The sequence below is a fragment of the Erythrobacter sp. K21-9 genome (assembly GCF_055808355.1).
In genome coordinates, this window is sequence record NZ_CM147866.1 from 2476471 (window position 1) to 2503336 (window position 26866).

Annotated in this window: 21 protein-coding genes and 4 pseudogenes; 18 read left to right on the forward strand and 7 right to left on the reverse strand. The window is 62.0% G+C overall.

What is annotated here, in order from left to right; all coding sequences use genetic code 11:
* Nucleotides 1-104: 104 nt before the first annotated feature.
* The 15 genes and pseudogenes from bchF (at nt 105) to hemA (ending at nt 15654) form a co-directional block, all read left to right on the forward strand.
* On the forward strand, nt 105-650 hold the full coding sequence (gene bchF / locus AC0L39_RS12725) for a 2-vinyl bacteriochlorophyllide hydratase (RefSeq protein ID WP_473258396.1): 546 nt from the start codon (nt 105-107) through the stop codon (nt 648-650).
* Complete coding sequence (locus tag AC0L39_RS12730) at nt 647-1951, forward strand: ferredoxin:protochlorophyllide reductase (ATP-dependent) subunit N (protein WP_473258397.1); 1305 nt, start codon at nt 647-649, stop codon at nt 1949-1951. Before bchF ends, AC0L39_RS12730 begins: the two co-directional genes overlap by 4 nt.
* A gap of 3 nt (nt 1952-1954) precedes the next feature.
* Nucleotides 1955-3509, forward strand: a pseudogene (gene bchB / locus AC0L39_RS12735) (ferredoxin:protochlorophyllide reductase (ATP-dependent) subunit B).
* Nucleotides 3499-7137 carry a magnesium chelatase subunit H gene (locus AC0L39_RS12740; protein ID WP_473258398.1) on the forward strand — a complete coding sequence of 1213 codons (3639 nt, stop codon included), beginning with the start codon at nt 3499-3501 and terminating at the stop codon, nt 7135-7137. The pseudogene bchB and the gene AC0L39_RS12740 overlap by 11 nt, the downstream one beginning before the upstream one ends.
* A 24-nt stretch (nt 7138-7161) precedes the next feature.
* Nucleotides 7162-8058: a ferredoxin:protochlorophyllide reductase (ATP-dependent) iron-sulfur ATP-binding protein gene (gene bchL, locus AC0L39_RS12745; protein ID WP_473258399.1), complete on the forward strand. Its 897-nt coding sequence runs from the start codon at nt 7162-7164 to the stop codon at nt 8056-8058.
* A gap of 179 nt (nt 8059-8237) precedes the next feature.
* Nucleotides 8238-8480, forward strand: a pseudogene (locus tag AC0L39_RS12750) (methyltransferase domain-containing protein); the annotation flags it as partial.
* Complete coding sequence (locus tag AC0L39_RS12755) at nt 8407-8760, forward strand: hypothetical protein (RefSeq protein WP_473262381.1); 354 nt, start codon at nt 8407-8409, stop codon at nt 8758-8760. The pseudogene AC0L39_RS12750 and the gene AC0L39_RS12755, both read left to right, overlap by 74 nt.
* A 162-nt stretch (nt 8761-8922) precedes the next feature.
* Nucleotides 8923-10225: pseudogene (locus AC0L39_RS12760) on the forward strand (MFS transporter).
* A gap of 46 nt (nt 10226-10271) precedes the next feature.
* Nucleotides 10272-11072: a photosynthetic reaction center subunit H gene (gene puhA, locus AC0L39_RS12765; protein WP_473258400.1), complete on the forward strand. Its 801-nt coding sequence runs from the start codon at nt 10272-10274 to the stop codon at nt 11070-11072.
* Nucleotides 11063-11761, forward strand: coding sequence for a photosynthetic complex putative assembly protein PuhB (gene puhB / locus AC0L39_RS12770; RefSeq protein WP_473258402.1), 699 nt, complete (start codon nt 11063-11065; stop codon nt 11759-11761). Before puhA ends, puhB begins: the two co-directional genes overlap by 10 nt.
* Entirely contained in the window at nt 11758-12240 is a 483-nt protein-coding gene (gene puhC, locus AC0L39_RS12775; RefSeq protein WP_473258404.1) for a photosynthetic complex assembly protein PuhC, read from the forward strand. Before puhB ends, puhC begins: the two co-directional genes overlap by 4 nt.
* Nucleotides 12240-12542, forward strand: coding sequence for a hypothetical protein (locus AC0L39_RS12780; protein WP_473258406.1), 303 nt, complete (start codon nt 12240-12242; stop codon nt 12540-12542). Before puhC ends, AC0L39_RS12780 begins: the two co-directional genes overlap by 1 nt.
* Nucleotides 12539-13601, forward strand: a pseudogene (gene acsF, locus AC0L39_RS12785) (magnesium-protoporphyrin IX monomethyl ester (oxidative) cyclase). The gene AC0L39_RS12780 and the pseudogene acsF overlap by 4 nt, the downstream one beginning before the upstream one ends.
* A complete protein-coding gene (gene puhE, locus AC0L39_RS12790) occupies nt 13595-14410 on the forward strand; it encodes a putative photosynthetic complex assembly protein PuhE (protein WP_473258407.1) in 816 nt (271 codons plus the stop codon). Before acsF ends, puhE begins: the two are co-directional and overlap by 7 nt.
* Nucleotides 14411-14433: 23 nt before the next feature.
* Entirely contained in the window at nt 14434-15654 is a 1221-nt protein-coding gene (hemA, locus tag AC0L39_RS12795) for a 5-aminolevulinate synthase (protein WP_473262383.1), read from the forward strand.
* A gap of 133 nt (nt 15655-15787) precedes the next feature.
* Here hemA and AC0L39_RS12800 read toward each other — a convergent pair whose 3' ends face one another.
* The gene (locus tag AC0L39_RS12800; protein ID WP_473258409.1) at nt 15788-16354 is read right to left on the reverse strand and encodes a plastocyanin/azurin family copper-binding protein; all 567 of its coding nucleotides are present in this window, start codon (nt 16352-16354) and stop codon (nt 15788-15790) included.
* 254 nt (nt 16355-16608) lie between these two features.
* On the opposite strand from AC0L39_RS12800, the gene AC0L39_RS12805 reads away from it, so the two are divergent.
* Entirely contained in the window at nt 16609-17403 is a 795-nt protein-coding gene (locus AC0L39_RS12805; protein WP_473258410.1) for a DUF1499 domain-containing protein, read from the forward strand.
* 15 nt (nt 17404-17418) lie between these two features.
* Here the strand turns inward: AC0L39_RS12805 and AC0L39_RS12810 are convergent, their stop codons facing one another.
* The 6 genes from AC0L39_RS12810 to eda all read right to left on the reverse strand — a co-directional run bounded on the left by AC0L39_RS12810 (nt 17419) and on the right by eda (nt 23799).
* Nucleotides 17419-18024, reverse strand: a complete 606-nt coding sequence (locus AC0L39_RS12810; RefSeq protein WP_473258412.1) for a CDP-alcohol phosphatidyltransferase family protein — start codon at nt 18022-18024, stop codon at nt 17419-17421.
* A 13-nt stretch (nt 18025-18037) separates the two neighbouring features.
* Entirely contained in the window at nt 18038-19345 is a 1308-nt protein-coding gene (locus AC0L39_RS12815) for a NupC/NupG family nucleoside CNT transporter (protein WP_473258414.1), read from the reverse strand.
* 38 nt (nt 19346-19383) lie between these two features.
* Nucleotides 19384-19815 (reverse strand): hypothetical protein, encoded by a 432-nt coding sequence (locus AC0L39_RS12820; RefSeq protein WP_473258415.1) that lies wholly within the window; start codon nt 19813-19815, stop codon nt 19384-19386.
* A gap of 31 nt (nt 19816-19846) precedes the next feature.
* Entirely contained in the window at nt 19847-21985 is a 2139-nt protein-coding gene (locus AC0L39_RS12825) for an FAD-dependent oxidoreductase (RefSeq protein WP_473258417.1), read from the reverse strand.
* Between the two features lie 43 nt (nt 21986-22028).
* Entirely contained in the window at nt 22029-23099 is a 1071-nt protein-coding gene (locus tag AC0L39_RS12830) for an FAD-dependent oxidoreductase (RefSeq protein ID WP_473258418.1), read from the reverse strand.
* A 61-nt stretch (nt 23100-23160) separates the two neighbouring features.
* The gene (eda, locus tag AC0L39_RS12835; RefSeq protein ID WP_473258419.1) at nt 23161-23799 is read right to left on the reverse strand and encodes a bifunctional 4-hydroxy-2-oxoglutarate aldolase/2-dehydro-3-deoxy-phosphogluconate aldolase; all 639 of its coding nucleotides are present in this window, start codon (nt 23797-23799) and stop codon (nt 23161-23163) included.
* A 238-nt stretch (nt 23800-24037) separates the two neighbouring features.
* Between eda and AC0L39_RS12840 the strand changes: the two genes are divergently transcribed.
* Nucleotides 24038-25825, forward strand: a complete 1788-nt coding sequence (locus AC0L39_RS12840; RefSeq protein WP_473258420.1) for an ABC transporter transmembrane domain-containing protein — start codon at nt 24038-24040, stop codon at nt 25823-25825.
* On the forward strand, nt 25822-26865 hold the full coding sequence (locus AC0L39_RS12845; RefSeq protein WP_473258421.1) for an efflux RND transporter periplasmic adaptor subunit: 1044 nt from the start codon (nt 25822-25824) through the stop codon (nt 26863-26865). The genes AC0L39_RS12840 and AC0L39_RS12845 overlap by 4 nt, the downstream gene beginning before the upstream one ends.
* Nucleotide 26866 lies beyond the last annotated feature (1 nt).

Below are 26866 nucleotides of genomic sequence, written 5' to 3' on the forward strand. Positions count from 1 at the left end.
CTGACGACAAGGTATGTCAAGTAAACAAGACGTCCACTTGCATTGACACTTTATACAAGGATGGCGTAGTTATCGACTCGAGAGGGAAAGGTGGTCTTGAAAAGATGACTCGGCGGGATCTTGCATCCTCGGTCGCCACCGCATCCGAGACGTTGCGGAAAGACGACAATCAAGGGATCAGCGGGGCGCTTTACTCAGCGGATGAGAAGCGGCGCCGAGACGAGTCGGCCTGGACCATTGTGCAGGGCGTGCTCGCTCCGCTGCAATTCGCCGTATTCATCGTCAGTCTTGCACTCGTGTCCCGCTACCTGCTGACCGGCGAAGGCGCATTTGCTGCCGACACCTCGATCGTTATCAAGACCCTCGTCCTCTACACGATCATGATCACCGGCTCGATCTGGGAGAAGGTCGTGTTCGGTCGCTGGCTTTTCGCACCGGCATTCTTCTGGGAGGACGTGTTCTCGATGCTCGTCCTCGCGCTGCACACGCTTTACCTCGTGATGCTGTTTGGCGCCCTGGGCACGGTGGAGCAGCGCATGTTCGTCGCTCTCGCTGCCTACGCGGCCTATGTTATCAACGCGGCACAGTTCCTGCTGAAGCTGCGCGCAGCACGGCTTCAGGCTTCGCAGATGGAGGCCCTGCCAGCATGAGCGCTGTGTCGACCCTTTCCGGCTGCACCGCAAAGGCCCCCGGCCAGACGGCTGGCGAAGACCGGCCCATCCTGCGCGAGCGCGGACAGCGGGAAGTTTTCTGCGGCCTGACCGGTATCGTCTGGCTCCACCGCAAGATGCAGGATGCGTTTTTCCTCGTCGTCGGATCGCGCACCTGCGCGCATCTGCTGCAATCTGCGGCGGGCGTCATGATCTTCGCCGAACCGCGCTTTGCCACGGCGATCATGGAAGAGCGCGATCTTGCCGGCATGGTCGATTGCCAGGACGAGCTCGACCGCGTGGTCGGACGGCTGCTGGAACGTCGCCCCGATATCAGGACGCTGTTCCTCGTCGGCTCTTGCCCTTCGGAAGTCATCAAGCTCGACCTTGCCAAGGCCGCGGAACGTCTGGGCGCGCAGCACATGCCGCAAGTTCGCATCCTCAATTATTCGGGCAGCGGCATCGAGACCACCTTCACCCAGGGCGAAGATGCCTGCCTCGCTTCGCTTGTTCCTGAAATGCCTGCCAGCGCAGCGGATGCTCCGCAGGAATTGCTGATCGTCGGATCGCTCCCCGACATTGTCGAGGACCAGTTCATGCGGCTCTTCGCAGAGCTTGGGATCGAGCGCGTCGGCGCGCTTCCGGCGCGCAATGCCCGCGACCTTCCTTCCGTCGGACCGAACACGCGCTACCTTCTGGCCCAGCCTTTCCTCGCCGAAACCGCGATGGCGCTCGAAGGGCGCGGCGCGCAGCGGCTCGATGCGCTTTTCCCCTTCGGAGCGGAAGGCACGACCGGCTGGCTCAAGGCTGCTGCGGACGCCTTCGGTATCGACGAGATGCATTTCAACCGCGTCATTGCACCCGGCCGCGAGCGCGCGAAACGTGCGATCTCCCATGCCAAGGCGCAGCTCGAAGGAAAGCGGATCAGCTTCCTGCCGGACTCGCAGCTTGAAGTGCCGCTTGCCCGCTTCCTTGCGACCGAACTGGACATGGTGCCGGTCGAGGTTGGCGCGCCCTATCTCCACCGCGCGCACTGCGCGCAGGAACTCGACCTTATCCCGCCCTCGGCCCGCATCAGCGAAGGGCAGGACGTCGATCTTCAGCTCGACCGGGTGCGCGCAGACCGGCCCGATCTGACCGTCTGCGGGCTCGGCCTCGCCAATCCGCTCGAATCCGAAGGCCTTTCGACCAAGTGGGCGATCGAACTCGTATTCTCACCGATCCACGGCTTCGACCAGGCCGGTGATCTCGCCGAACTCTTTGCACGCCCGCTCCGGCGGCGTGACGTGCTGGAGGTATAGGCGATGCAATTATCCGTCTGGACCTATGAAGGACCGCCGCATGTCGGCGCGATGCGCGTCGCGACCGCGATGGACAAGCTGCACTACGTTCTCCACGCGCCTCAGGGCGACACCTATGCCGATCTGCTCTTCACCATGATCGAGCGGCGCGGAAAGCGCCCGCCGGTCACCTACACCACCTTCGAAGCGCGCGACCTAGGCAAGGATACAGCGCAGCTGTTCCAGAACGCCGCGCGCGATGCCGCTGCAAGATTCAAACCGCAGGCGATGATCGTCGGCGCGTCCTGCACTGCCGAACTGATCCAGGACGATCCGTCCGGTCTCAGCGAGGCGATGGACCTGCCCTGCCCCGCAATCCCGCTGGAACTGCCAAGCTATCAGCGCAAGGAAAACTGGGGCGCTGCCGAGACGTTCTACCAGATCGTGCGCAACCTGGCGGACAAGACCATCGTGCGCGAACCGCGCGAGGGCCGCGCCGCGCGGGCCAATATTCTCGGCCCGTGCGCCTTGGGTTTCCGGCACCGCGACGACCTCGTCGAAATCCGCAAAATCCTCGATACGCTGGGCGTAGAGGTCAATCTGGTGGCGCCGCTGGATGCGACACCGCAGGACATCACGCGGATCGGTGCGGTACGATTTCAACATCGTTCTTTATCCCGAGATTGCTGACGAAGCGGCTCGCTGGCTCGAAAAGACATTCGACCAGCCGACCGTGCGCAGCATCCCTATCGGTGTGGGGGCCACACGTGCTTTCATTACCGACGTCGCCGAGCTGGCAGGTGCAGATCCCACGCCTGCCCTCGGCGACACCTCTTCAAGAATGCCCTGGTGGAGCCGGTCGGTCGATTCGACCTATCTGACCGGCAAACGGGTGTTCATTTTCGGCGACGCAACCCATGCCGTGGCCGCCGCCCGGATCGCCCGCGATGAGCTCGGCTTCGAGGTCTGCGGACTTGGCTGCTACAACCGCGAATTCGCCCGCGAAATCCGCGCCGCTGCGAAGGAATATGGCGTCGAGCCGCTGATCACCGACGATCACCTCGCGGTCGAGGACGCGATTGCAGCCGCTTCGCCCGAGCTGGTGCTCGGCACGCAAATGGAACGCCATATCGCCAAGCGACTGGGCCTTCCCTGCGCGGTCATTTCCTCGCCCGTCCATGTGCAGGATTTCCCGGCGCGCCATTCTCCGCAAATGGGCTTTGAAGGCGCGAACGTGATTTTCGACACCTGGGTCCACCCGCTGGTGATGGGCCTCGAAGAGCACTTGCTCACCATGTTCCGCGAAGACTTCGAATTTTCCGACGAGGCGGGCGCATCGCATCATGCCGCGCATTCGCCGCGCACTCCGAAAATCGAAGCCGACGTGCCTGTCGAACCGGTGGTCCCTACCAATGACGGATCGATCTGGACCAGCGAAGCCGAGCGCGAACTGAAGAAGATTCCGTTCTTCGTGCGCGGCAAGGCGCGCCGCAACACCGAGGCCTTTGCGCAGCATCAGGGCCGCGCCGAAATCGACCTCGAAACGCTCTATGATGCGAAAGCGCACTATGCCCGGTGAAGCGCCCGCCTCGATCCTTGCGCACCGCAAAACGCCTGTGCGGGCAGTAATCGTTACGCTCGACAACCACCTGAAGGGCGCTGTCGAGCGCGCTGGCAAGCAGCTCGCCGAAGAAAACATCGAGCTGAGCCTGCATGCCGCTGCCGATTGGGACCGCGACACGAGCGCGCTGGAAGCCACCAAGCAGGCAATCGAGGAAGCCGATATCGTCATCGCGACGATGCTGTTCCTCGACGATCATTGCCGCGCGATCATGCCCACGCTTGAAGCCCGCCGCGAGGATTGCGATGCGATGGTCTGCCTGATGTCTGCAGGCGAAATCGTGAAGCTCACCCGCATGGGCGGATACAGCATGGATGCCCCCGCAAAGGGTCCGCTGGCACTGCTCAAGAAACTGCGCGGATCGAAGAAAGCCGGGGCAAGTTCGGGCGCCGGGCAGATGAAGATGCTGCGCCGCCTGCCCAAGATCCTCAAGTTCATTCCCGGCACGGCGCAGGACGTGCGCGCCTATTTCCTGACGATGCAATACTGGCTCGCCGGATCGGACGAGAATGTCATTGCGATGGTGCGGTCACTGATCGACCGCTATGCCGCTGGCGAGCGCGCGGGCCGCCGCGGCATTACCAAGGCTGAAGCGCCGCTCGAATATCCCGAAACCGGCGTGTACCACCCGCGCAGCAAACAGCGGATTTCCGAAAGCCTGCGGGTTCTGCCGCGCGGCAAGGCGCCCAATGGCACGGTCGGCCTGATCCTGCTGCGTTCCTACCTGCTGGGTCACGATTGCGGGCACTACGATGCCGCCATCGCCTCTTTCGAGGCGGCAGGCATGAAGGTCGTCCCCGTATTTGCCAGCGGTCTCGATGCGCGCCCTGCGATCGAGAAGTTCTTCCTCGACCCGGAAGGCGTCCCGGTCGTAGATGCGATCGTCAACCTGACCGGTTTCTCGCTGGTCGGCGGCCCGGCCTATAACGACGCCGAAGCCGCGCGCGAGGTGCTTGGCGAACTGGACGTGCCGTATCTTGCAGCGCACGCCATCGAATTCCAGACGCTCGAGGAATGGCGCGAACGCCCGCAAGGTCTCCTCCCCTTGGAGGCCACCATGATGGTCGCCCTGCCCGAACTCGACGGCTCGACCGTGCCCAGCGTAATCGGAGGCCGCGCCGGGGACGCTGCGACATGCCGGGGCTGCGAGCGCAAATGCGAGCGCCCTTCTTCCGATCACCTGCGCCCGATGCAGGGATGCCCCGAACGGACCGAAGCGCTTGCTGCGCGCGTATCCAAACTGATCGAGCTTCGTCGCAGCGAGCGCGCCGAGCGCAAGCTGGCGGTTGTCCTGTTCAATTTCCCGCCCAACGCAGGCGCCACTGGCACAGCGGCATTCCTGGCGGTTTACGAATCGCTTCACGCCGCGCTGCGCAGGCTTTCAGAAGAGGGCTACAGCGTCGACGTCCCCGAAACTGTCGACACGCTGCGCGAGGCACTGCTTACGGGCAATGCCGAACGTTACGGCGCCGACGCCAATGTCGCCGCGCGCATTCCCGCAGACGAGCACGTCCGCCGCGAACCGCATCTTGCCGAAATCGAAGCGCAATGGGGTCCCGCGCCGGGCAAGGCGCAAAGCGATGGCGGCCATATTCAGGTTCTGGGCGCGCATTTCGGCAACGTCTTTGTCGGCATCCAGCCTGCTTTCGGCTACGAAGGCGACCCGATGCGTCTGCTGTTCGAGGGCAATTTCGCCCCAACCCACGCTTTCAGCGCATTCTACCGCTGGCTGCGCGAGGATTTCGGCGCGCATTCGGTGCTGCATTTCGGAACCCATGGCGCGCTCGAATTCATGCCGGGCAAACAGACCGGCATGACCGGCGATTGCTGGCCTGAGCGGTTGATCGGCGACCTGCCCAATTACTACCTCTATGCTGCCAACAACCCTTCCGAAGGAATGCTGGCCAAGCGGCGCTCGGCCGCGACGCTGGTGAGTTACATGACCCCGCCACTCGCGCAGGCCGGGCTCTACAAGGGGCTGACCGAGCTCAAGGCAAGTGTCGAGCGCTGGCGGATTACCGCCGACGACGAGGACGGCCATGCCGAGCGCGCCGATCTCGCCGAGATCATCCGCGATCAGTGCGATGCGCTCGATATCGAATGCGGCGAAATTGGCGGCCTCTCAGGGCGCCTCTATGAACTCGAAGCGACGCTGATCCCGCACGGACTGCATGTCCTGGGCCAAAACCCTGCCGGTGCACAGCGCGACGACATGCTCGACGCGATGCAAGAGGCGGCAAATGGCGCGGATAGTGACGGGGATGCCGATCGCGCTGCGCTCGGTGCGAAACTCGACGAGAGCGACGAACTCGGCTCGCTCATCCACGCGCTGGATGGCGGCTATGTCCAGCCGGCTCCCGGTGGAGACATCGTCGCCAATCCCGATGTGCTGCCCACGGGCCGCAATATTCACGGGTTCGACCCGTTCCTCATCCCCAGCGCCTTTGCGTGCAAGCAGGGCCTCGACCAGGCAGAGCGCCTGATCGCTCGCCATGTCGATAGCGGCAAGCCCTTCCCGGAAAGCATCGCGATGGTGCTGTGGGGCACGGACAACATGAAGTCCGAAGGCGTACAGATCGCGCAGGCGATGACGTTGCTCGGCGCGCGGCCACGGCGCGACAGTTATGGTCGCCTGTGCGGCGCGGAACTGGTCCCTCTCGAAGAGCTGGGCCGCCCGCGCATCGACGTGGTCATGACCCTCTCGGGCATTTTCCGCGACCTGCTGCCGCTGCAAACGCGGATGTTGGCGGAAGCGGCCCTGCTCGCCAGCCAAGCCGATGAACCGGCGGAGGCAAACTTCGTGCGCAAGCACAGCCTCGCGCATCAGCAGGCGCATGGCTGTGACCTCGAGACCGCTTCGTTGCGGGTCTTCTCCAACGCGGAGGGGGCCTACGGGGCGAACGTCAACCAGATGATCGACGGCGGGGTCTGGGCCGATCCGGATGAACTCGCCAATGCGTTCGAGATCAACAAGGGCTTTGCTTACGGCGTAAACGGCGCGCCGGTTCAGCACCGCGAATTGCTGCAAAGCGCGCTCAAGGACGTCGAGTTTACCTACCAGAACCTCGAAAGCGTTGAGGTCGGGATCACCGATCTCGACCAGTATGTCGATGGGCTTGGCGGGGTCAGCCGCTCGGTCGCGCGGGCCAAGGGCGAGGATGCGCCCGTCTACATCCTCGATGCCACCCGCGGCAATGCCAAGGTGCGCACGCTCGCCGAACAGATCGACCTTGAAACCCGCACCCGCACGCTCAATCCAAAATGGTTCGAAGGGATGCTCGACCACGGTTTCGAAGGCGTGCGCCATATCGAAATGCATGTGACCAACACCCTCGGCTGGTCGGCCACGACCGGTCAGGTCCAGCCGTGGGTCTACCAGAAAATCAGCGAAACCTTCGTCCTTGACGAAGCCATGCGCCGCCGCCTTGCCGAGCTTAATCCGAAAAGCTCGGCGCGGGTCGCAAACCGGCTGCTGGAGGCGTGCGACCGCCACCTGTGGGAGCCTGATGACGAAACACTCGCCGCCTTGCGCGAGGCCAACGACGAGCTCGAAGACCGCCTCGAAGGCGTCTTCGCAGCCGAATGAATTTACACAGAGGGATCTGACGCCATGAACTTGCAAACACCCAATTCGGCCTTCACTCCGCCAGACGGCGAGGGGTCCGTTCAGGTCCAGCTCGATCCCAGTGACAAGATCAAGGGCGCGAAGGTCTTCGCGGTCTACGGCAAGGGCGGGATCGGCAAATCGACCACGTCGTCGAACCTGTCGGCAGCGTTCTCCAAGCTTGGCCACCGCGTGCTCCAGATCGGCTGCGATCCCAAGCATGACAGCACATTCACTCTGACCAAGAAGCTGATGCCGACCGTGATCGACGTGCTCGAGACGGTCGAATTTCACTCCGAGGAATTGCGCCCCGACGATTACATGTTCGAAGGCTATAACGGCGTCATGTGCGTCGAAGCAGGCGGGCCTCCGGCAGGCACGGGCTGCGGCGGATATGTTGTTGGCCAGACAGTGAAACTGCTCAAGCAGCACCACCTTCTCGAAGACACCGACGTGGTCATTTTCGACGTGCTCGGCGATGTCGTGTGCGGCGGCTTTGCTGCCCCGCTCCAGCATGCCGAGCGTGCGCTGGTTGTCGCCGCGAACGATTTCGACAGCATCTTCGCCATGAACCGCATCGTCGCAGCAATCGGCGCGAAATCGAAGAATTACGACGTGCGGCTCGCCGGAGTGGTCGCCAATCGCAGCCGCGAGACCGACGAGATCGACCGCTTCTGCAACGAAATCGGAATGGAGCGGCTCGCGCATTTCCGCGATGTCGATGCGATCCGCCGCTCGCGCCTGAAAAAATGCACCCTGTTCGAAATGGGCGACGATCCCGAAGTGATCGCGGCGCAAGACGAATATTTGCGGCTCGCGGCGATGCTGTGGGCAGGGGTCGACCCGTCGAGCGCACAGCCGATGAAAGACCGCGACATCTTCGACTTTTTGGGGTTTGAATGATGGCTACACATCCTGACAGCAAATCGGCATACACCGATTTCGAGGCTCGCCGCGAAGCTCTCGCGACCTATTTCGATTCCACCGCCAAGCAGGCCTGGATCGACCTTACCTCCAACACCAAGGTCAGCGGTATCCGCGCGACCGTTCGCGCCGGGCGCGAAGACATGCGCAAGGTGCTGATGGACTGGCTGCCCGCCGACCTGCGCCGCACCCGGGTACTGGATGCAGGCTGCGGCACTGGCGCGCTGGCAATCGCGGCAGCGTGCCGGGGCGGCGAAGTGACGGGCATCGATGTTGCCGGCGGCCTGGTGGACGTCGCGCGCGAACGCACGCCGAGCTTCATCGGTCATGGCCGGATCGACTGGATGGCGGGCGACATGCTCGATCCGTCGCTCGGCACATTCGCCCACGCAGTGGCGATGGATCTCGCTCATCCACTATGCGCCCGAAGACCTGGTCGATGCCGTCGAGAAACTCGGCGAGCGCACCACTCGGTCCATGCTGTTCACCTTCGCGCCGCTTACCCGGCTGCTCGGTGCGATGCACACGGTCGGCAAGGTCTTCCCGAAAAACAATCGCTCGCCCGCCATCGTGCCGGTATCCGAAACCGAGCTTCGCGCGCGGCTTGGCCGGCTCAAAGACTGGAAGATCGTACCGGACGCAGCGCGTATCGAGCGGGTTCTACACCAGCCAGGCGCTTGAACTGGTAAGGCGTGGATGAGCGCTTCGCCCCGCCCTTCTTCCAAGGCTGCGGCCAACTGGACTGAATTCGCAATGGCGATGCTGCCATTTGCGGACGCGGCTAGCATCGATTTGCCGCTCGGCAGGTTGCTGCGGCTGGCGCTGTTTCAGTTCAGCGTGGGGATGGCGACAGTGCTTCTCAACGGCACGCTCAACCGGGTGATGATCGTAGAGCTCGGCACACCGGCATGGATCGTCGCGACCCTTATTGCGATCCCGCTTCTGGTTGCGCCGTTCCGCGCGCTGATCGGGCACAAGTCGGATACGCACAGATCGGTTCTTGGCTGGCGCCGCGTCCCGTACATCTGGTTCGGCTCCCTGCTTCAATTCGGCGGGCTTGCGATCATGCCGTTTGCGCTGCTGCTGTTCGACAATCCGGACCGGTTCAACATTGCGGTGATAGCGGCAGCGGCCTCGTTCCTGATGACCGGAGCCGGTTTCCATATCACTCAGACCGCCGGACTCGCGCTCGCAACCGATCTCGCCCCGGCAGACAAGCGTCCGCGCGCGGTCGCGCTGCTCTATGTGATGCTGCTGATCGGCATGATGTTTTCGGCTTTCGTCATTGGCGGCTTGCTGATCGAATTCACCCCGACCCGGCTGGTCCAGGTCATCCAGGGCGCAGCGGTGCTGACGATGATCCTCAACGTAACTGCCCTTTGGAAGCAGGAAGCGCGCAACGTCGAGATTACCGCGCCGGACCGCGAGACGCCGGATTTCCGCGAGCTGTGGCAGGCTTTCGTTAAGGACGTACCGCAACGCCCGGCTGCTGATCGCCATCGGTATCGGCGCAGCTGGATTCGCGATGCAGGACGCGCTGCTCGAACCTTACGGCGGGGAAGTGCTCGGCCTTTCGGTCGGCGCGACCACCAGCCTCACAGGCGCATGGGCGTTTGGAGCGCTCATTGGCTTCATGGCTTCGGGCCGGATGCTATCGCGCGGGGGCGATCCGCTGCGCATCGCCGGCCTGGGACTGGTGACCGGCGTAGCTGCTTTCCTCATCATCCTGTTTGCCGCACCTTTCGGCTCTGCGCTGATGCTCTTTATCGGGGCTGCCGTCATTGGCCTCGGCCTCGGCCTGTTTTCGGTCGGCACCCTGATCGAGGCGATGAACCTCGCCAAGAGCTCGACCGCCGGTCTCGCACTCGGTGCCTGGGGAGCGGTGCAGGCGACTTGTGCTGGAGCGGGCATAGCTCTCGGCGGAGCGCTGCGCGACACCGTCTCCTTCATCGTGATGAACGGCGATCAGACCGCCGCCATATCCACGCGCGCAACCGGTTACACCACCGTCTACGTGCTCGAAATCCTGCTGCTTATTGCAGGCCTCGCCGCGATCGGACCGCTTGTCGGTAGCGCTCGCAGAACCGCCACCGATCCACGGGAGGGCGCGGGCCAGCCGTTCGGCTTGCGCGAGTTCCCGACATGAATGCGGCCGCCGCTTTCGCCGCAATTAGTACCGAGAGGAACGTGAAATGAATAACACTTACATTGTCGGGACATTCGACGTCGCCGAACTCGCCTTCCTTGCTTTCTTTGTCTTTTTCGTCGGGCTGGTGATCTATCTCAACCGCGAAAGCCGCCGCGAGGGCTATCCGCTCGAGGACGAATTTACCGGCAAGGTCGAAACCGGCCTTCCGCTTTCCGATGCGGGAAAGAAGACCTTCAAGCTTCCTCACGGGCGCGGCACCTATGTGCCAGAGGACGTCGCCCGCGATCCGGTCAACGTCCCCGGTGAGCGCACTTTCCGCGCAGGCGGAGCGCCTTACGTGCCGACCGGCGATGCGATGAAAGACGGCTTCGGCGCGGCATCCTATGCCAACCGCGAAGATTATCCCGACCTGACCTTCGACGGCAAACCACGCATCGTGCCAATCGCCGATAGCCATGACATCGTGATCGCGCCGAACGATCCGAACCTGGTGGGCTGGCCTGTCATCGCCGCCGACAAGACGGTCGCCGGCAGGGTCAGCGATATCTGGGTCGATCAGTCCGAGCACATCATCCGTTACATCGAAGTGACGACCAATGCCGGCACGAAAGTCCTCGCCCCGATGAATGTCGTTGCGGTCCAGACCAAAGGCCTGCTCACCGGCATCCTGCCCGACAACCCCGAGCAGGTCGAGATAAGCGCCATCACCTCCGAGCAGTTCGAAGCCGTACCGCGGCTTGCAACAGCCGGTCAGATCACGCGGCTCGAAGAGGACAAGATCATGGCATATTACGGCGGCGGCTACCTGCACGCGACCGCGGAACGGAGCGAACCGTGGCTTTGAACACCGCTCCCACCGAGGCCCAAGGGCCGAGCGCCGATGGGGACCCGATGGGTACGCCTGCGGCTGATGAACGCGCGCTTTGGCAGGGACGGCCCGATTTGTCAGTCCTTGCCCGCACGGCGTTTCACACGCGAACCGTGGCGCTCTACTTTGCCGGTTTGATCGCGGTGTCGCTGATGTTCGGTAACACGACGAGCGCCGCTGTCTGCATGGTGCTGGGCATTGCCGCTCTTGCAATCCTGCAGGGTCTTGCCTGGCTTAGCGCGCGAAGCACCTTGTACATCATCACCGATGTCCGGGTGATCATGCGTATCGGCATGGCGATCGAAGCGCGGATCAACATTCCGCTCAAGCATATTGGCGCCGCGCATCTCAACAGTCGCGGCAAGGGACATGGCGACATCGCGCTCGAACTCAACGGTGAGCGGATGCTGGGTAACCTGCTGATGTGGCCTCATGCGCGTCCGTGGAAATTCACCAAGCCGCAGCCAATGCTGCGCGCTGTGCCGGATGCCGCCCATGTCGCCGAGTTGCTGGCCGATGCGTGCGCAAACGTGAGCGCAATCGAGCACAATTTGACCGAGATCAAGGAACAGCCGGTGCAAAACGGTCAGCAAGTGAACGGCCCTGCTGCTCGCCCTGCAAACAGCGGTGCTGCGGATCGCGGGTTTGAAGGAGCGCCGGCATGATCGTTCGCGAGTACGAAGAAGACGAAATCACCGTCCACAAAGTGCCTCTCATCCTGATGGGCAGTGTGGCGGCGTTTTCCCTGGCGCTGACCGCGGCGGTCAGCCTGGGCTATGTCGATCGTACCGCGATAGCGAATGATGTACGCGCGCAGGAAGGCACGACCGCAACCGCGACGCGCAGCCTCAAATTCTACGATGAGGCGGATGGATCGGTGCGGGTCGAGGATGCAGCCAGCCGTGCAGAAGTGGCGCGCTTTGGCGTGGGGCATGGCGGATTTGTCCGCTCCAGCCTGCGCAGCCTCGTCCACGAACGGCGCATCCGGGGCATCGGCCCTGCGACGCCGTTCGACCTGATCGAATGGAGCGACGGATCGCTGTCCCTGCGCGACAGCACCACCGGCGAAAGTGTCGAACTGGCCTCTTTCGGGTCGGACAACCGGGCGGTCTTTGCCGCCATGCTACAAGAGGAGACGCGTTGATGGGATCCAGCGCCACCGCAGTGAGGCGTTTCGATACGCCCTGCACCATCTCGGTCGAGCAAAGCTCCGACCATTTCCATGCACATGTCGAACTCGACGGGAATGTTGAACTTCGCCCGGGCGACAAGGTGCGCGTCCACGGCGATCCGATCGCGATCCCGTTTGGCCACAGCGCGGTTTTCGAGCGCGCCGCGACAGTGACGCGCGCCGGTCCGCTGAGCCGCGCCCTGACCCGGCTCGCAGCCTATTTCGACTTGAAGGAACTTTACGAAGTCAGCTTCAATCCAGGGAGGATCAAATGAACGCTCATGCACCGATAACGAGTGACGACGCGATGGAGATCGCGACCCAGGACACGATCTTGACCCCGCGTTTCTACACGACGGACTTCGACGCGCTGGACGCCATCGACGTTTCGCTTGTCCGCGAGGAATGGGACCAGCTGATCGCCGACATGAAGGGCGATCCGAACAAGACCCACTTCAAGCACAATGACAGCTTCACCGGCGTCATCGAAAACCTCGAACCGGAGCTGCGCGCCGAATTCACCGATTTTCTCGTCAGCTCCATGACCTCGGAGTTTTCGGGCTGCATCCTGTATGCCGAAATCGCGCGGCGTACGAAGAACCCGGACGTGAAGCAGCTTTTCAAGCTGCTCGCGCGCGATGAGAGCCGCCATGCCGGGTTCATCAACGAAAGCTTGAAAGACGCAGGCATAGGCGTCGATCTCGGCTTCCTGACCAAGACCAAGAAGTACACTTATTTCAAACCGAAATTCATCTGGTACGCGGTCTACCTGTCCGAAAAGATCGGCTATGCCCGCTACATCACGATCTACCGGCACCTCGCCGCCAATCCGGAACACAAGTTCCACCCGATTTTCGACTGGTTCGAAGAATGGTGCAATGATGAGTTCCGCCACGGCGAGGCCTTTGCGATGCTGATGCATGCCGATCCCAAGCTGCTGAAAGGCTACAACAAGCTCTGGATCCGGTTCTTCCTGCTCTCGGTCTATGCTACGATGTATGTGCGCGATCACGCACGTACCGGTGTTCCACAAGGCACTGGGCGTCGATCCGACCGAGTATGACTACGAGGTCTTTAAGGTCTGCAACCAGATCAGCCGGCAGGTCTTCCCGGTGGAGCTCGATATCGACAACCCGGCCTTCCGCGCCAATATGGAGGCGCTGCGCCAGGCAGCCTTGCGGATCGAGGCTGGCAAGGAACAGGGCGGCCTTGGCGGCCTGGCGAAACGCATCAGCGGGACGGCAGGCGCTGGCTGGAACTTCGCCAAGATGTATTTCCAGCGGACCAAGTCAAACACCCTGCCCCAATCGATCCGGCTGCAACCTGCATGGTAAGCTGGAGCGGCCATATTGTACCGTTCATAGTGACGGTGGCGATCTGGTTTGTCGCGACCGGGCTGATTGCCTGGGCCGATAACCGTGAGCGCGCTACGTTTTCGCGCAGCCTCATGATTGGCGGCGTGTGCGGGATTGCGGGCCTGATCACGATCCTCATTGCATCGCAATCGGCGGCGCTTTGGGCCGTGTATCTGGCCTTCATCGGTGCGCTGATGGTGTGGGGCTGGCACGAGATCGGTTTTCTCACCGGCGCCGCAGCAGGCCCAAGGCGCGTACCGGCAGAGGAAGGTCTGACTGGAGCACGCCGGTTTGCGCAGGCCAGCGCGACGGTGATCCATCACGAGGTCGCATTGGCGCTCACTGCGTTGCTGCTGATTTCGCTGTCATGGAACGCGCCCAATCAGATCGGAGCGACCGTGTTCGTGCTGTTGTTGGCCCTGAGACTTACGGCAAAGATCAACATGTTTGTCGGCGCGCCCAATTCCACCGCAGAGATGCTTCCGCAGCATCTCGCCTATCTGAAAACGTATTTCGACCGGAACCGCATGACCGTGCTCCTCGCGGTCTCGATTATCGCGATCGCGGCAATGGGCACCTGGTTTGCGTCGCTGGCTCTCGCCGCTCCCGTCGGAAGCGCCGAAATGGTTGGGGCCAGCCTGCTGACCACGTTGTGCTTTCTGGGCGCGCTGGAGCACCTGTTTCTGGCGCTGCCGTTTCGAGATGGGATGCTGTGGGGCTGGGCCCTGCCGAGCCGCGCGCCGCGCAGCGTGTCCGGACAGTCATCCAAACCGGATCTGGGATCATGAGAATGCAAGTAGAAGGAAAGATGATGGACTACGAAACCTATTTCGCAAGCGAGCTTGACGGCGCGCGCGAAGAAGGACGGTACCGCGTCTTCACCGACATCAAGCGGCATCGCGGCAAATTTCCGCACGCCACTCGCTTTGTCGAAGAGGAGACCCAGGCGGTCACCGTGTGGTGTTCCAACGACTATCTCGGCATGGGCCAGCATCCAAAGGTGATCGAGGCGATGCACGATTGCCTCGATGAATGCGGCGCGGGCGCTGGCGGCACGCGCAACATTTCCGGCACCAACCACTACCACGTGCTGCTGGAGCGTGAACTTGCCGACCTCCACGGCAAGGAAAGCGCGCTGCTGTTTACCTCCGGCTATGTTTCGAATTGGGCGGGCCTTGGTACGCTGGCAGGCAAGATACCGGGCTGCGTCGTGTTCTCCGACGCGCTCAACCACGCTTCCATGATCGAAGGCATTCGCCACAGCCGTGCGCCATACAAGATCTGGAAGCACAACGATCCCGAAGACCTCGACCGGATGCTGTCAGAGTTCGGGCCCGAAGTGCCCAAGCTGGTCGCATTCGAAAGCGTCTATTCGATGGACGGCGACATCGCCCCGATCGCGGAAATCCTCGACGTGTGCGAAAAACACGGCGCGATGAGCTATATCGACGAAGTGCACGCGGTCGGCCTCTACGGCCCCCGCGGCGGCGGCATTGCCGAACGAGAGGGCCTGATGGACCGTATCACCGTCATCGAAGGCACGCTGGGCAAAGCGTTCGGCGTGATGGGCGGTTACATCGCAGCCAGCAGCAATCTCGTCGATTTCGTACGCAGTTTCGCCAGCGGTTTCATCTTCTCGACCGCCCTGCCCCCAGCAGTCGCAGCGGGCGCGGCGGCGAGTATCCGCCATTTGAAAGAAAGCGCCGAAGAGCGCGAGGCGCAGCGCGACCGCGTAAAAACGGTTCGGCGCAAGCTCGATATCATGGGCATTCCCCACCTCGACAATCCGAGCCACATCATTCCCGTGATGGTCGGCGATGCGCACAAGTGCAAACGCATCAGCGACTGGCTGATGGACAATCACGGCATTTATGTGCAGCCGATCAACTACCCGACGGTGCCGGTTGGGACCGAACGGCTGCGCCTGACGCCTTCTCCGGTGCACAGCGACGGCGATATCGATGCGCTCATCAATGCCCTGAGCGAAATCTGGTCGCAGTGCGAACTCGCTCGCATGGCGACTGCCGCCTAAAGCGAGCGCTCAAGCGGCCTGCCTGATTTGCGGCGGACCACAAGAAAAGGGCGGTGTGGCTATCCACACCGCCCTTTCTTTTGGCGATTGCCAAAGGCGTCCGAAGACTTAGCCGCCGAGCATGCCGCCCGATTCAGCTTCTTCGAAAATCTCGGTGAACTCGCGGTACGGCGAGACCCGGATGGCTTACAGCCTTTGCAGCTTCGAGATTGTCGGTCATGCCATCGCCTTCAACGATGATCATGCCGATCATGCCGGCTGCGTAGTGCGGAATGCACTGATAGCCGTAGATGCCGGGCTTTGGCAGGACGTAGGATACTTCCTGGTTGATTTCGCCTTCCCAGCCGCGCGCACCGTCCGGGATCATGCCGTCGATCGAAGACGACTGGTGGGTCGGGTCGGTCGGGATGAAGCGAACCGTATCGCCGACCTGCGCAGTGATAAGGCGCGGCTTGAATACCTGAAGCCCGCTCGAATCGTCCGGGTCACGGGTGTACATGTTGATGTCGATCACGGTGCCGTTGGCTTCGACTTCCGGATCAGCGGCAGCTGCCGGTTCTGCCGAGGCTGCGGTATCTTCAGCCGGTGCTGCGGCCTCTTCTTCGACAACGGCTGGCGCTTCGTCGGTACGGCCACCACAGGCCGAAACCGTCACAAGACTTGCCAGCGCAATCGCGCTCATCAGGGTAGTACGCTTCATGTGTCTATTTCCTCTGTCTGACTAAGCAAACCCGCGGACCAGCGGGCATAAATCCAGTTTTCGCGGGAATGATTTCGCTGGAGTGGCACGGTTTCCCACCAGACCATCCCGTGCTTTCCGCGTGACCTTAACGCACGAGATGCTTTCAGTTTCCCAATAAATTTCGCGCACTCGTTCGGTGCATCGTGAATAACCCCAAGTCCACCGCACAGCTATGCCATTGCCTTGCGCAGCGCGCGCGCTACACAGGCGGCATGAAAAAGCTATCGCTCAACTTGATCGTCGCAGTGCTCATCCTGCTCCTGCCGCTCTATTTCATGGCTGCAGCTCTCGGGACCAAATTCGGTCTGTGGAGCTGGCAATTCAGCCTCGGAACGCTGATCAGGGACGGCGGGCCTATCCTGCTCGGCCTGACGGCCTTGGTATCGCTCATCGCGCTGATCCTTGCCGTGGTGAAGAAGCCGCGCAAGGGCTGGTTGCTGCCGGCTGCGGGCATTGCCATTCCGCTCGGCGTGTTCGCAATGCTGGCGACGACCGGCACGACCGCGGTCGACAATCCTATCCATGATGTCGCGACCGATACCGCCAATCCGCCGGAGTTTTCAGCAGCAACGCTGCAAGCGCGCGAGGAATTCGGCGCAAACCCGCTCAACGACTACCAGACCCCGCTTGGCGAGCTGGAGACGTATAGCGGCGCGGATCCTGAACTGGCGATCAAGTCGCACGCGCAGATCATCAATGAAACCTACGCAGACCTCGCTCCGCTGCCGCTTGGCGGCGCGAGCAAGGAAGATGCGATCGCGGCTGTGGCTGCGGCCATGGGCAATCTGGGCTTTGCCGATATCCGCTCCGACGCAGAGGCAGGCCGTGTCGAAGGGGTCGCCGAAACCTTCTGGTTCGGTTTCAAGGACGATGTCGTCGCCCGCGTAGGCGAAAACCAGATCGACTTCCGTTCGGTCAGCCGCGTTGGCCGAAGCGACCTTGGCGCCAATGCAGAGCGAATCGCCGAACTGCGTGAACGGGTTTCCAGCCAGATCGGCCAGCGCTGATCCCGCTACCCTAATTCACTCCCTGAACCTCAAGATGGCGAGCGCGCTGCGCTGGACCACGGTCGCGGTGCACAGCGCCGCATAGCCATAGGCCAGCACCGCGAACCACGCGGGGAACAGGCACATGGCGATGAACACCGCGATAGTCTCGGTGCCCTCGGCAATGCCGGTCGAATAGAAAAAGCTCTTCTTTCCATGCGCAGCTGTCTCCTCGCCGCGATTGCCCGCTATGACGGCGAACGCGAGGAAGCTGACGCCGGTAAGCACGAAACTCGCCACCAGTGCGAGCGCCGGTAGCGTGTTGTCCGCTGCAAGCACCCCGAAGCCTAACGGAATGGAAACGTAGAACGCGAAATCGGCAACGACATCGAAATAGCCGCCGAGATCGGTCGGCCCCTTGATCCTCGCCACCGCGCCATCGAGCCCATCGGAAAGCCGGTTCGCGATGATGAGCGCCAGCCCCAGCCAGATATTGCCGAGCGCGATGGCCAGAGCTCCGCCCAGACCGAGCGCCAATCCGCCCAGTGTCAGCGCATTGGCACTGATGCCTGCCGATGCCAGGGCACGCGCAATCCGGGTGAGCGGCGGGTCGATCAGCGGTCTGAGTTTTGCATCGAGCATTGTTCCGCGCGCCTCAGCTTCCGATTGTGACGAGCCCGATCCAGGCTCCCGTCATTGCGGTGGCGATATTGCCTGCGATCCAGCTGCGTATGCCGAGACCCGCCGCTTCCGCGCGCCTTTCCGGGCACAGCGTCCCGATAGTTGAAACCAGCAGGCCGACGCTGGCCAGATTGGCAACACCGCATAGTGCGTATGTGACGATCAGCAGGCTTCGCGGGCTGAACGTGCCATCGGGCAGCGCGGCTAGCTCGAGATAGGCGACATATTCGTTGAGGATCGCCTTGGTCCCCATCACTCCGCCCGCCGCTTGCGCTTCTGCCCAAGGTACGCCGATGGTCCACATCAGCGGGGCGAACACCCAGCCGAACACGCGCTTCAGGGTCAGCGGCTCGCCTTCGACCAGCGGCAGCAGGGCAAGCGCCTGATCGGTCAGCGATACAAACGCAAATACGACGATGATGACCGCGATGACAGCGAGGAACAGCTGCATCCCGTCCATTGTGCCTTTGACGATCGCATCGATGCTGCTTTCATATTTGAGGTTGGCGGATTTGAGGCCGGGCTCCGCGTCCTCGTCCTCCGGTTCATCGGTATCGGTCGCTCGGTCGTTCTGCTTGCCTGGCACCATCAGCTTGGCGATCAGGAGCGCTGCGGGGAGCGATACCAGCGAAGCGGAGATCATATGGCCGACCGCATCGTCCACCGTCTCGCGCAAGGTCGTCGCATACAGGATCAGGATGGCGCCGCTGATCGTCGACATGGCCAGCACCATGACCTGGAACAGTTCCGCCCTGCTCATCCGCGAAAAATAGGCGCGCACGACAAGCGGGCTTTCAACCACGCCAAGGAACATGTTCGCGCCGCCCGACAGGCCCACCACCCCGCTCACGCCGAGCGATTTGCGCAGCAGGAATGACAGCCCGTTGACGAGCCAGCGCAGGACTCCCCAATGCCACAGCAGCGCGGCCAGCGCGCTGAAGACTATCACCAGCGGCAGGATCTGGAACGCGATGATCAGCGGGGGATCAATGCCCTCCTTCAATTCGAAAGGCAGCGGCGCACCGCCGAGATAGCCGAACATATAGGACGATCCATCAAGGGTCGCCCGCTCGATCGCGGCGACGCCCTCATTGGCGAGCGTCACGATGTCCCAGATAAACGGCACGCGCACGATCAACAGCGCCAGCACGCCCTGCAGGGCCAGTGCTCCGCCAATCCAACGCCAGCTCGGGCGGCCAGCGCGATCCTCGCTAATCGTCCAAGCTATGAGCAGCAGCACGGCAATGCCGAACACACCGCGCAGCTGATCGAACAATTCCAAACCGCGTCCCCCGATGTGCGCCCGCGTGGACGCCTCAGTCAGCCCTTCTTGCCGAAAACATTGTCCAAGGCCAGCGTGTCGAACTCGCGAAACGCAATCAGGGCAAGCGCGGCGCCCGCAACGGTGATCGACGGGAAGAACAGCAGGTTGGCGTCGTCGGGATTCGCGAAGAGGTACCGTCCGAACGGATCGAGGAAATGCCGCCAAATCGGAAACGCCCCGCCGACAAGGATTACAGCCGAGCCAATCAGCGAGAATTTGCGAAACAGGCCGAGCACGACCAGCACGCCAATCACGACCTCGACGCTGGCGAAGGCGAGTTGAAGCTCGCTTGCCGAGCCGACGCCGCCGTAATACTTCTCCGACAATTTAGTGCCCATGCCTTCTCCGAACAACCTGACGCAGCCCCACAGGACAAGCAGCATCCCGGTGCCGACCCGCATGATGAGAAGTGAGATTGAACGCAGCATTTCTTGATAACTCCGATGCAGGCCGGGCCGATCAGCCGCGGCGCCAGGAATGGTATTTCTCGACCCATTTGAGCAGGCCATCGGGCTTGTTTGCCCGTTTCCAGTTGCCGGCGGCGAATTTGTTAGCTTCGGCCATGGTTGGATACGAATGGATCGTGCCGAGGATCTTGTTGAGGCCGATCTTGTGCTTCATCGCGAGCACGTATTCCGCCAGCATTTCGCCCGCATGGTTGCCCACGATCGTCGCGCCAAGGATTGTGTCCTTGCCCGGCGGGGTCAGCACCTTGACGAAGCCCTTGGTCTCGCTTTCGGTGATCGCCCGGTCGAGATCGTCCAGTTCGTAAGTGGTCACCTCATACTCGGTGCCCTGCTCTCTGGCCTCGGTTTCATTAAGGCCGACGCGGGCGAATTCCGGGTCGAGGAAAGTCACAGCCGGGATCACACGGTAATCGGCCTTGAACTTCTTCAACTGGCCGAACAGCGCATTGACGCTCGCAAACCATGCCTGATGGCTCGCGGTGTGGGTGAATTGGTAAGGCCCGGCGACATCGCCTGCGGCAAAGATGTTCGGGAATTTCGTCGCGAGAAATTCATCGGTGCTTACCGTCTTGTCCGTGTCGACGCCCAAATCCTCCAGCCCGAAACCAGTCAGCCGGGCCTTGCGCCCGACCGCCACGATCAGAGTGTCGAAGGGAATTCTCGTCTCGCCACCTCCGCTTTCGGCAATCAGCGCCCCGCCTTCGATCCGCACAGCCTTGTGTCCGGTCAGCACGGTGACGTCTGCTTCCTCGAGTACGGAGCGGGCGAGCGCGGACACTTCGTCATCCTCGCGGCCCAGCAGCTGGTCGGCCATCTCAATCTGAGAGACATTCGAGCCAAGACGCGCAAGTGCCTGTGAAATCTCGCATCCGATCGGGCCGCCGCCAAGCACGGCAACACGCCTCGGCGCTTCATCCATTTCGGCAAAGGCATCCCACATGGTCTCGCTGGTGAGGTATCCGCTGCCCTCGATCCCTTCGATCGGAGGGACCACAGGCTCTGCGCCGCTGGCAATCACGATGCTGCGGCTGGTGAGGCGCTGGGTCTCGCCGTCATTGCGGGCGATTTCAACTGTCCACGGGTCGATGATTTTCGCATAACCCTTGACCACATCGACCCCGAGTTCGGTGTAGCGCTCGACGCTGTCATGGGGTTCGATGGCCTTGATGATGTCCATGACCCGCGCGATGGTCTCGCGAAATGGCACTTCGGGCTCTACCGGTTTGAGGCCATACCGGTCGGCATGACGCATCGTCGATGCGACCTTGGCGCTCTTGATCAGGGCTTTGGAGGGTACGCAGCCGGTGTTGAGGCAATCGCCGCCCATTGCGTTCGCCTCGACCAGCGTAACCTTCGCCTTCACCTGCGCGGCGATGTAAGCGGATACGAGCCCCGCAGAGCCCGCGCCGATCACGATCAGGTTGCGGTCAAAGCTCCTGGGCTTGCTGAAACCGGCATAGACCTTGCGGCGCTTGATAATGCCGATGATACCCTTGGCGATCCACGGCGCGATGCCCAGAAGCACGAATGAACCGATGACAGCAGGCGAGGCGATGCCGGAGAGGCTGTCGATCCGGGCAAGCTGCGTACCGGCATTCACATACACTATCGTGCCGAGCAGCATTCCGACCTGGCTGACCCATGCGAAAGTCCAGGTCTTGATCCGCGTCAGCCCCATTACGAGGTTCACGACAAAGAACGGAAACAGCGGAATCATACGGATCGTGAAAAGGTAGAATGCGCCATCGCGTTCCAGCCCTTCATTGATCGCCTTCAGCCGCTCGCCGAACCGTCCTTCGATGCTGTCGCGCAGGACGTAGCGCGACGACAGGAAAGCAAGCGTGGCGCCCAGTGTGGACGCGAAGGATACGAGCACCGTGCCGACCACAAGGCCGAAGAAAGCGCCTGCCGCGAGAGTGAGGATGGCCGCGCCGGGGAGCGATGCGGCGGTGACGCCGACATATATCGCGAAAAATGCCGCGAGGACGAGGACGGGGTTATCCTGATAGAACTGGTCGGTGTCGCTCGCGACCTGCTTGATCCCGTCCAGCGTGAGATAGCTGCCGAGGTCGAACAGGAAATATGCCGCGATAAGCACGGCGAGTGCGGCGATGATGATGATTTTCTTCATGATACCCCTGACAAAGGTGTGTTCGGCGCTCTGGCGCGATTGGTTACACGGTGCCGCCGAGCCGGGCGTATTTCTTTATCCAGCGCGTGTCGATCCAGTGTTTGAGCCGCGCCACCCAGCGCCCCTGCGCCGCTAATGCCCCGAAACTTGCAATTGCCGATCCGTTCCCTGCCGAAATCAGGTAGAGATTGCGCCCGCGCGGACGGTAGATGCCATCGGGCTCCGCTCCAGCGAGAACCGCGCGCAGGTTTTCGGCGAGGACCGGTCCGGCATGAACCGCATGCACCCCGGAATGCGGCACAGATATATCCGTGCGGTGCGCCACATCGCCGGCGGCAAAGATGTGCGGATGGGATGTGGAGCGCTGGTATCGATCGACCGCGATGAAACCCTCGTCATTGCAGGCCAACCCGCTTGCGCTCGGCCATTCCGGCGCGGTGCTGCCCAGTGCAGCGATAATCAGATCGACTTGCTCGAACCGCTGCTCGCCTGCGGCGAGGACTCCTCCGATTATTTCCGCATCGCTTCCGAACGTCGCAATTGCCTGCCGATCCAGTTCCCCAGCGACCTTCTTGCGCACGGATCGGGACAGATCTGGGAGAAGTCCGTCCTCGCCGGTGATTAGCGACACGCAATGGCGCTCACCATCCCCGCTCATATTGCCGAGCGCAAACGCGATCTCCACGCCTCCGGCGCCGCCGCCGATCACGCAAATGCGTGCCGGACCGGTCTGCGCAGCGCGCCATTCAGCGAACTTGTCGACAAACGCATCGATGGGTCGGATATCGACAACGCGCTTGTCATCACCCAGCAGGTCGCGCGCGCGGCCCACTCCGCCGGTGTCGATCGTGGCAATGTCGAAGGGGATCGAGCGGCCCTTGCCGGTCGTGACCAAGCGCTGCTCGGCATCCACGCTCACACAGCTATCGAGCACAAGATCGGCCCCGGCCCGTCTCACGAGGGAGGCGATGTCGGCTAGTCCTGCGTTCCTGTCATACTGGCCGCTGATCCATCCAGGCACCATGCCGGAATACCGCAGCGCCGGGTTCGGCGTGAGCACCGTCGCCCGCTCGGCGGGCAGTCCGCGCTCTATCCAGTCCGCGAGGACCGCCACATGCGCGTGACCGCCGCCTACAAGCAGGACATGTCGTGCAATGTCAGGCAGGGTCCGCGCCCTAGCCGCGAACCGATTGTGCCAATTCGGCAGCTTCGCGCGCCAGCTTGGTCACCGCGCCATAATCGCCTGCCGCAACCGCATCTTTCGGGGTCAGCCAGCTTCCGCCGCATGCCAGCACATGCGGCAATGCGAGAAAGTCAGCAAGGTTGCTTGGGGAAACGCCGCCGGTTGGCATGAACCGCATCTCGCGAAACACCGAGCCCAAGGCCTTGAGCATCGGCACTCCGCCTGCAAGGCTTGCGGGGAAGAACTTCACCGCGCGAAGCCCCAGTGCAAAAGCGCGCTGAACCTCTCCGGCGGTCATGGTCCCGGGAAAGAATGGCAGATTGTTGTCGAGGCAGTAGACCGCGATCTCGTCGACCAGCCCCGGCGACACCACGAACTGCGCCCCGGCCTGATGCACCTGCTTGGCCTGGTCGAGCGTGAGCACTGTCCCTGCGCCGACAATCAGATCATCGCCCGAGCCGAGGATCGCCCGCATGCCGTCCAGCGCGCCTTCGCTGCGCAAGACCACTTCGATCACGCCAAGCCCGCCTTCGCCGAGCGCCCGCGCCGTGGCAATCGCCCGGTCTGCATCTCCCTCATCGATCAGCGGCACAACCGGAGCTGCATTCAAACGGTCATCGAGATTGGCCATGTAATCTTCCTATACCCAGATCAGGGTCGCCCTCTTAGTAACAAATTGCGCCTTCGCCAAAAATCCTGTCCGCGCAATCTGTATAATCCCGGTTTTACTGCCGGGGAACCTGACGCAGCGCAAAGCGTTTTGTCGGGGCAGAGGTGAACAACAAATCGCCCTGGCACCCGGCTGGAATACCGGTGTAATCACTAACACGAAATGCTTTTTTCGACGCTGATTGGACGGAATTCTGGCGATGCCCCCGGCGACCGACAATGCGAGCCACGGTTCTCGATTATCACTGGTGAAGTTCTTTCGCCGGTTCTTCGAGATCCTGAAACCTGAAGCGAGCTTTTACTGGCTTTCGCTGGTCTATGGCGTCGGGATCAGCCTGCTTTCGCTCGCCACCCCGATCTCCGTCCAGATGCTGATCAACACGGTCGCCAACACCGCACTTGCGGCCCCTCTCGTGGTGCTTTCGGTCACCTTGTTCGGACTGCTGGTGATATTCGGGCTGCTCAACGCCTTGCGTATTCACCTGATGGAATTGTTTGCCCGGCGGTTTTACGCTCGGATGGTGGCCGAAATCTCGCTGATTTCGGTTTATGCGCAAAACCCGTTTTTCGACGACAACAAGCGCTTCGCTCTGTTCAATCGCTACTTCGACGTGATCATTGTCCAGAAGGCGCTCCCGGTGCTGTTCATCGGCGGGTTTACCGTTGTCCTGCAAGTTGCAGTCGGGTTTGTCTTGGTGTCGCTTTACCACCCTTTGTTTCTGGTTTTCACCCTCGTGATGAGCGCGCTGATCTGGGTGATCTGGCTAGTGTGGGGCAGCCGCGCGGTTCGCACCGGGATCGACCTGTCGCATGCCAAGCATGAGACAGCGGCATGGCTCGAAACGCTTGGCGGATCGAACGGCTTTTTCAAGTCGCAGCGGCGCATCGATTATGCGCTCGACCGGACCGATCACTTCACGCACGGCTATATCGACCATCGCAAACGCCATTTCCGCCAGCACTTTGCGCAAACGATCGCTTTCCTGCTGCTGTATGCTGGGGCGAGCGCGGTGCTGCTTGGCCTTGGCGGCTGGCTCGTCATCCAGGGACAATTGAGCCTCGGGCAATTGGTGGCGGCGGAGCTGGTGCTGTCGGTCGCGTTCTTCGGCGTTGCGCAATTGGGCACCTATCTCACCTATTTCTACGACCTGTGCGCAGCCGTGGAGGAGCTTACGCTGTTCTACGATGTCGAGCAGGAAGAACCTGCAGGTGCGAGCCCCGTGAGCGGCGACGATCACACGCTCGTTTTCAAGAATGTGCGGGGCACCGCGCGTCACGAAGAAGCCGAACTCAACCTCGTGATCCCCAGCGGCGCGATCGTCATGGCTGCTGCCAGCCAGCCGGGGGTCCAGAGGCTCCTCACCAACCTGATGCGCATGCATGAACTTCCCAAGGGCGGCTTTGCCACAATGGGTGACATCGACCTGCGGGATATCGAGGCGTACAATCTGCGCAAGGACGTCCACGTACTTGAGCGGCCCAGCTTTGTCGGGATGACAATCCGCGAATATCTTGGGCTTTCCTGTCCGGAAACCGCGCCCAAGCGGATGGTCAACGCGCTCGATACGGTGGGGCTGACGGACACGATCTCGAATTTCGAAAAGGGGCTGGATACGGCGGTCGCCTCGACAGGCTGGCCGCTTTCGCCGGTCGAATTGCAACAGCTCAAGCTTGCCAATGCACTGCTCGAGCAGCCGCGCATCCTCGTCCTCAGCCAGCTGTTCGACTTGCTCGATGAAGATCACCTCGCCCGCGCGGTCACCGAACTCCGCGAGCAGTCCTATTCGACCGTTATCTGTTTCTCGAACAGGCGGATCGACCTGGGCTTTGACCGCTTCCTGTATCTAGAGGCCAGGCAGCAAAGCTATTTCGACAATTTCGACGATTTTTGCCTGGCCGTGAACCAGAAGCCGTCGCGCAGGCCGTCCGGCCCCCGACCGCTGGCGCCGGATACAGGCGTCGACAAACGCGGGGTTGCGAGCTCATGAGCATTATCACTCCTACCAAGCAAGACCTCGCCCACTTCACCGCTCTCGAGCAGATCAGCACCCCGAGGATCATGCGCACGGTGTATGTCATCGTGCTCGCTGCAATCGTGGCGCTGGTCGGGTTCCTGATTTTCGTCCCCTGGGTCCAGACCACCGGCGGTCAGGGCGTTGTGACGACGCTCAATCCGAATGAGCGCCAACAGGAAATCAACGCGCTCGTCTCTGGCCGTATCGAGGAATGGTATGTGCGCGATGGCAGCGCCGTGCTGAAGGGTGATCCGATCGCCCGTATCGCCGATATCGATCCGCAACTGGTTGAGCGGCTGCAAGCAGAGCGCCAACAGGTGCAGGTCCAGCTCCAGTCGGCGAAGAACGCGCTCGCGACCGCGCAGATCGACGAACGGCGCATGGCGGAATTGTTTGCCGCCGGCCTGAGCGCTCGCCGCGATTACGAGCAGGCCCAGATCAGGGTCGAGGAGATGCGAGGCCGTGTTGCCGAGGCGCAGGGGAGCCTTGCCCGCGCCGACACCGCGCTCTCGCGCCAATCCGAACAATTGGTGGTCGCGCCGCGCGATGGCTTCATCCAATCGGTCAATGCTGGTGATGCCGCAACGCTCGTGAGCGCAGGCGATGTGCTGGCCTCGTTCGTGCCCGAAACAGCCGAGCGTGTGATCGAAATCTTCGTCGATGGCCGCGATGTGGGCCTGATCCAGCCGGGCGAACAGGCCCGTGTCCAGTTTGAAGGCTGGCCCGCGGTTCAATTCAGCGGCTGGCCGTCTGTTGCCATCGGCACGTTCGCAGGCAAGGTGACGACTGTCGATCAGTCCGCACAGCCGGACGGCCGCTTCCGCGTTCTCATCGCCGAAGACCCTGAAGGTGAAGTGGCCTGGCCAGAGGACCGGTATGCGCGCTTTGGTGCGGCGGTACGCGCGTGGGTCCTGCTAGAAACTGTGCCGGTGGGTTATGAAATCTGGCGCCAGCTCAACAACTTTCCGCCTGAACTTCCGCCCGCACAAAACACCCAGGGTCAGGCTCTTTAAC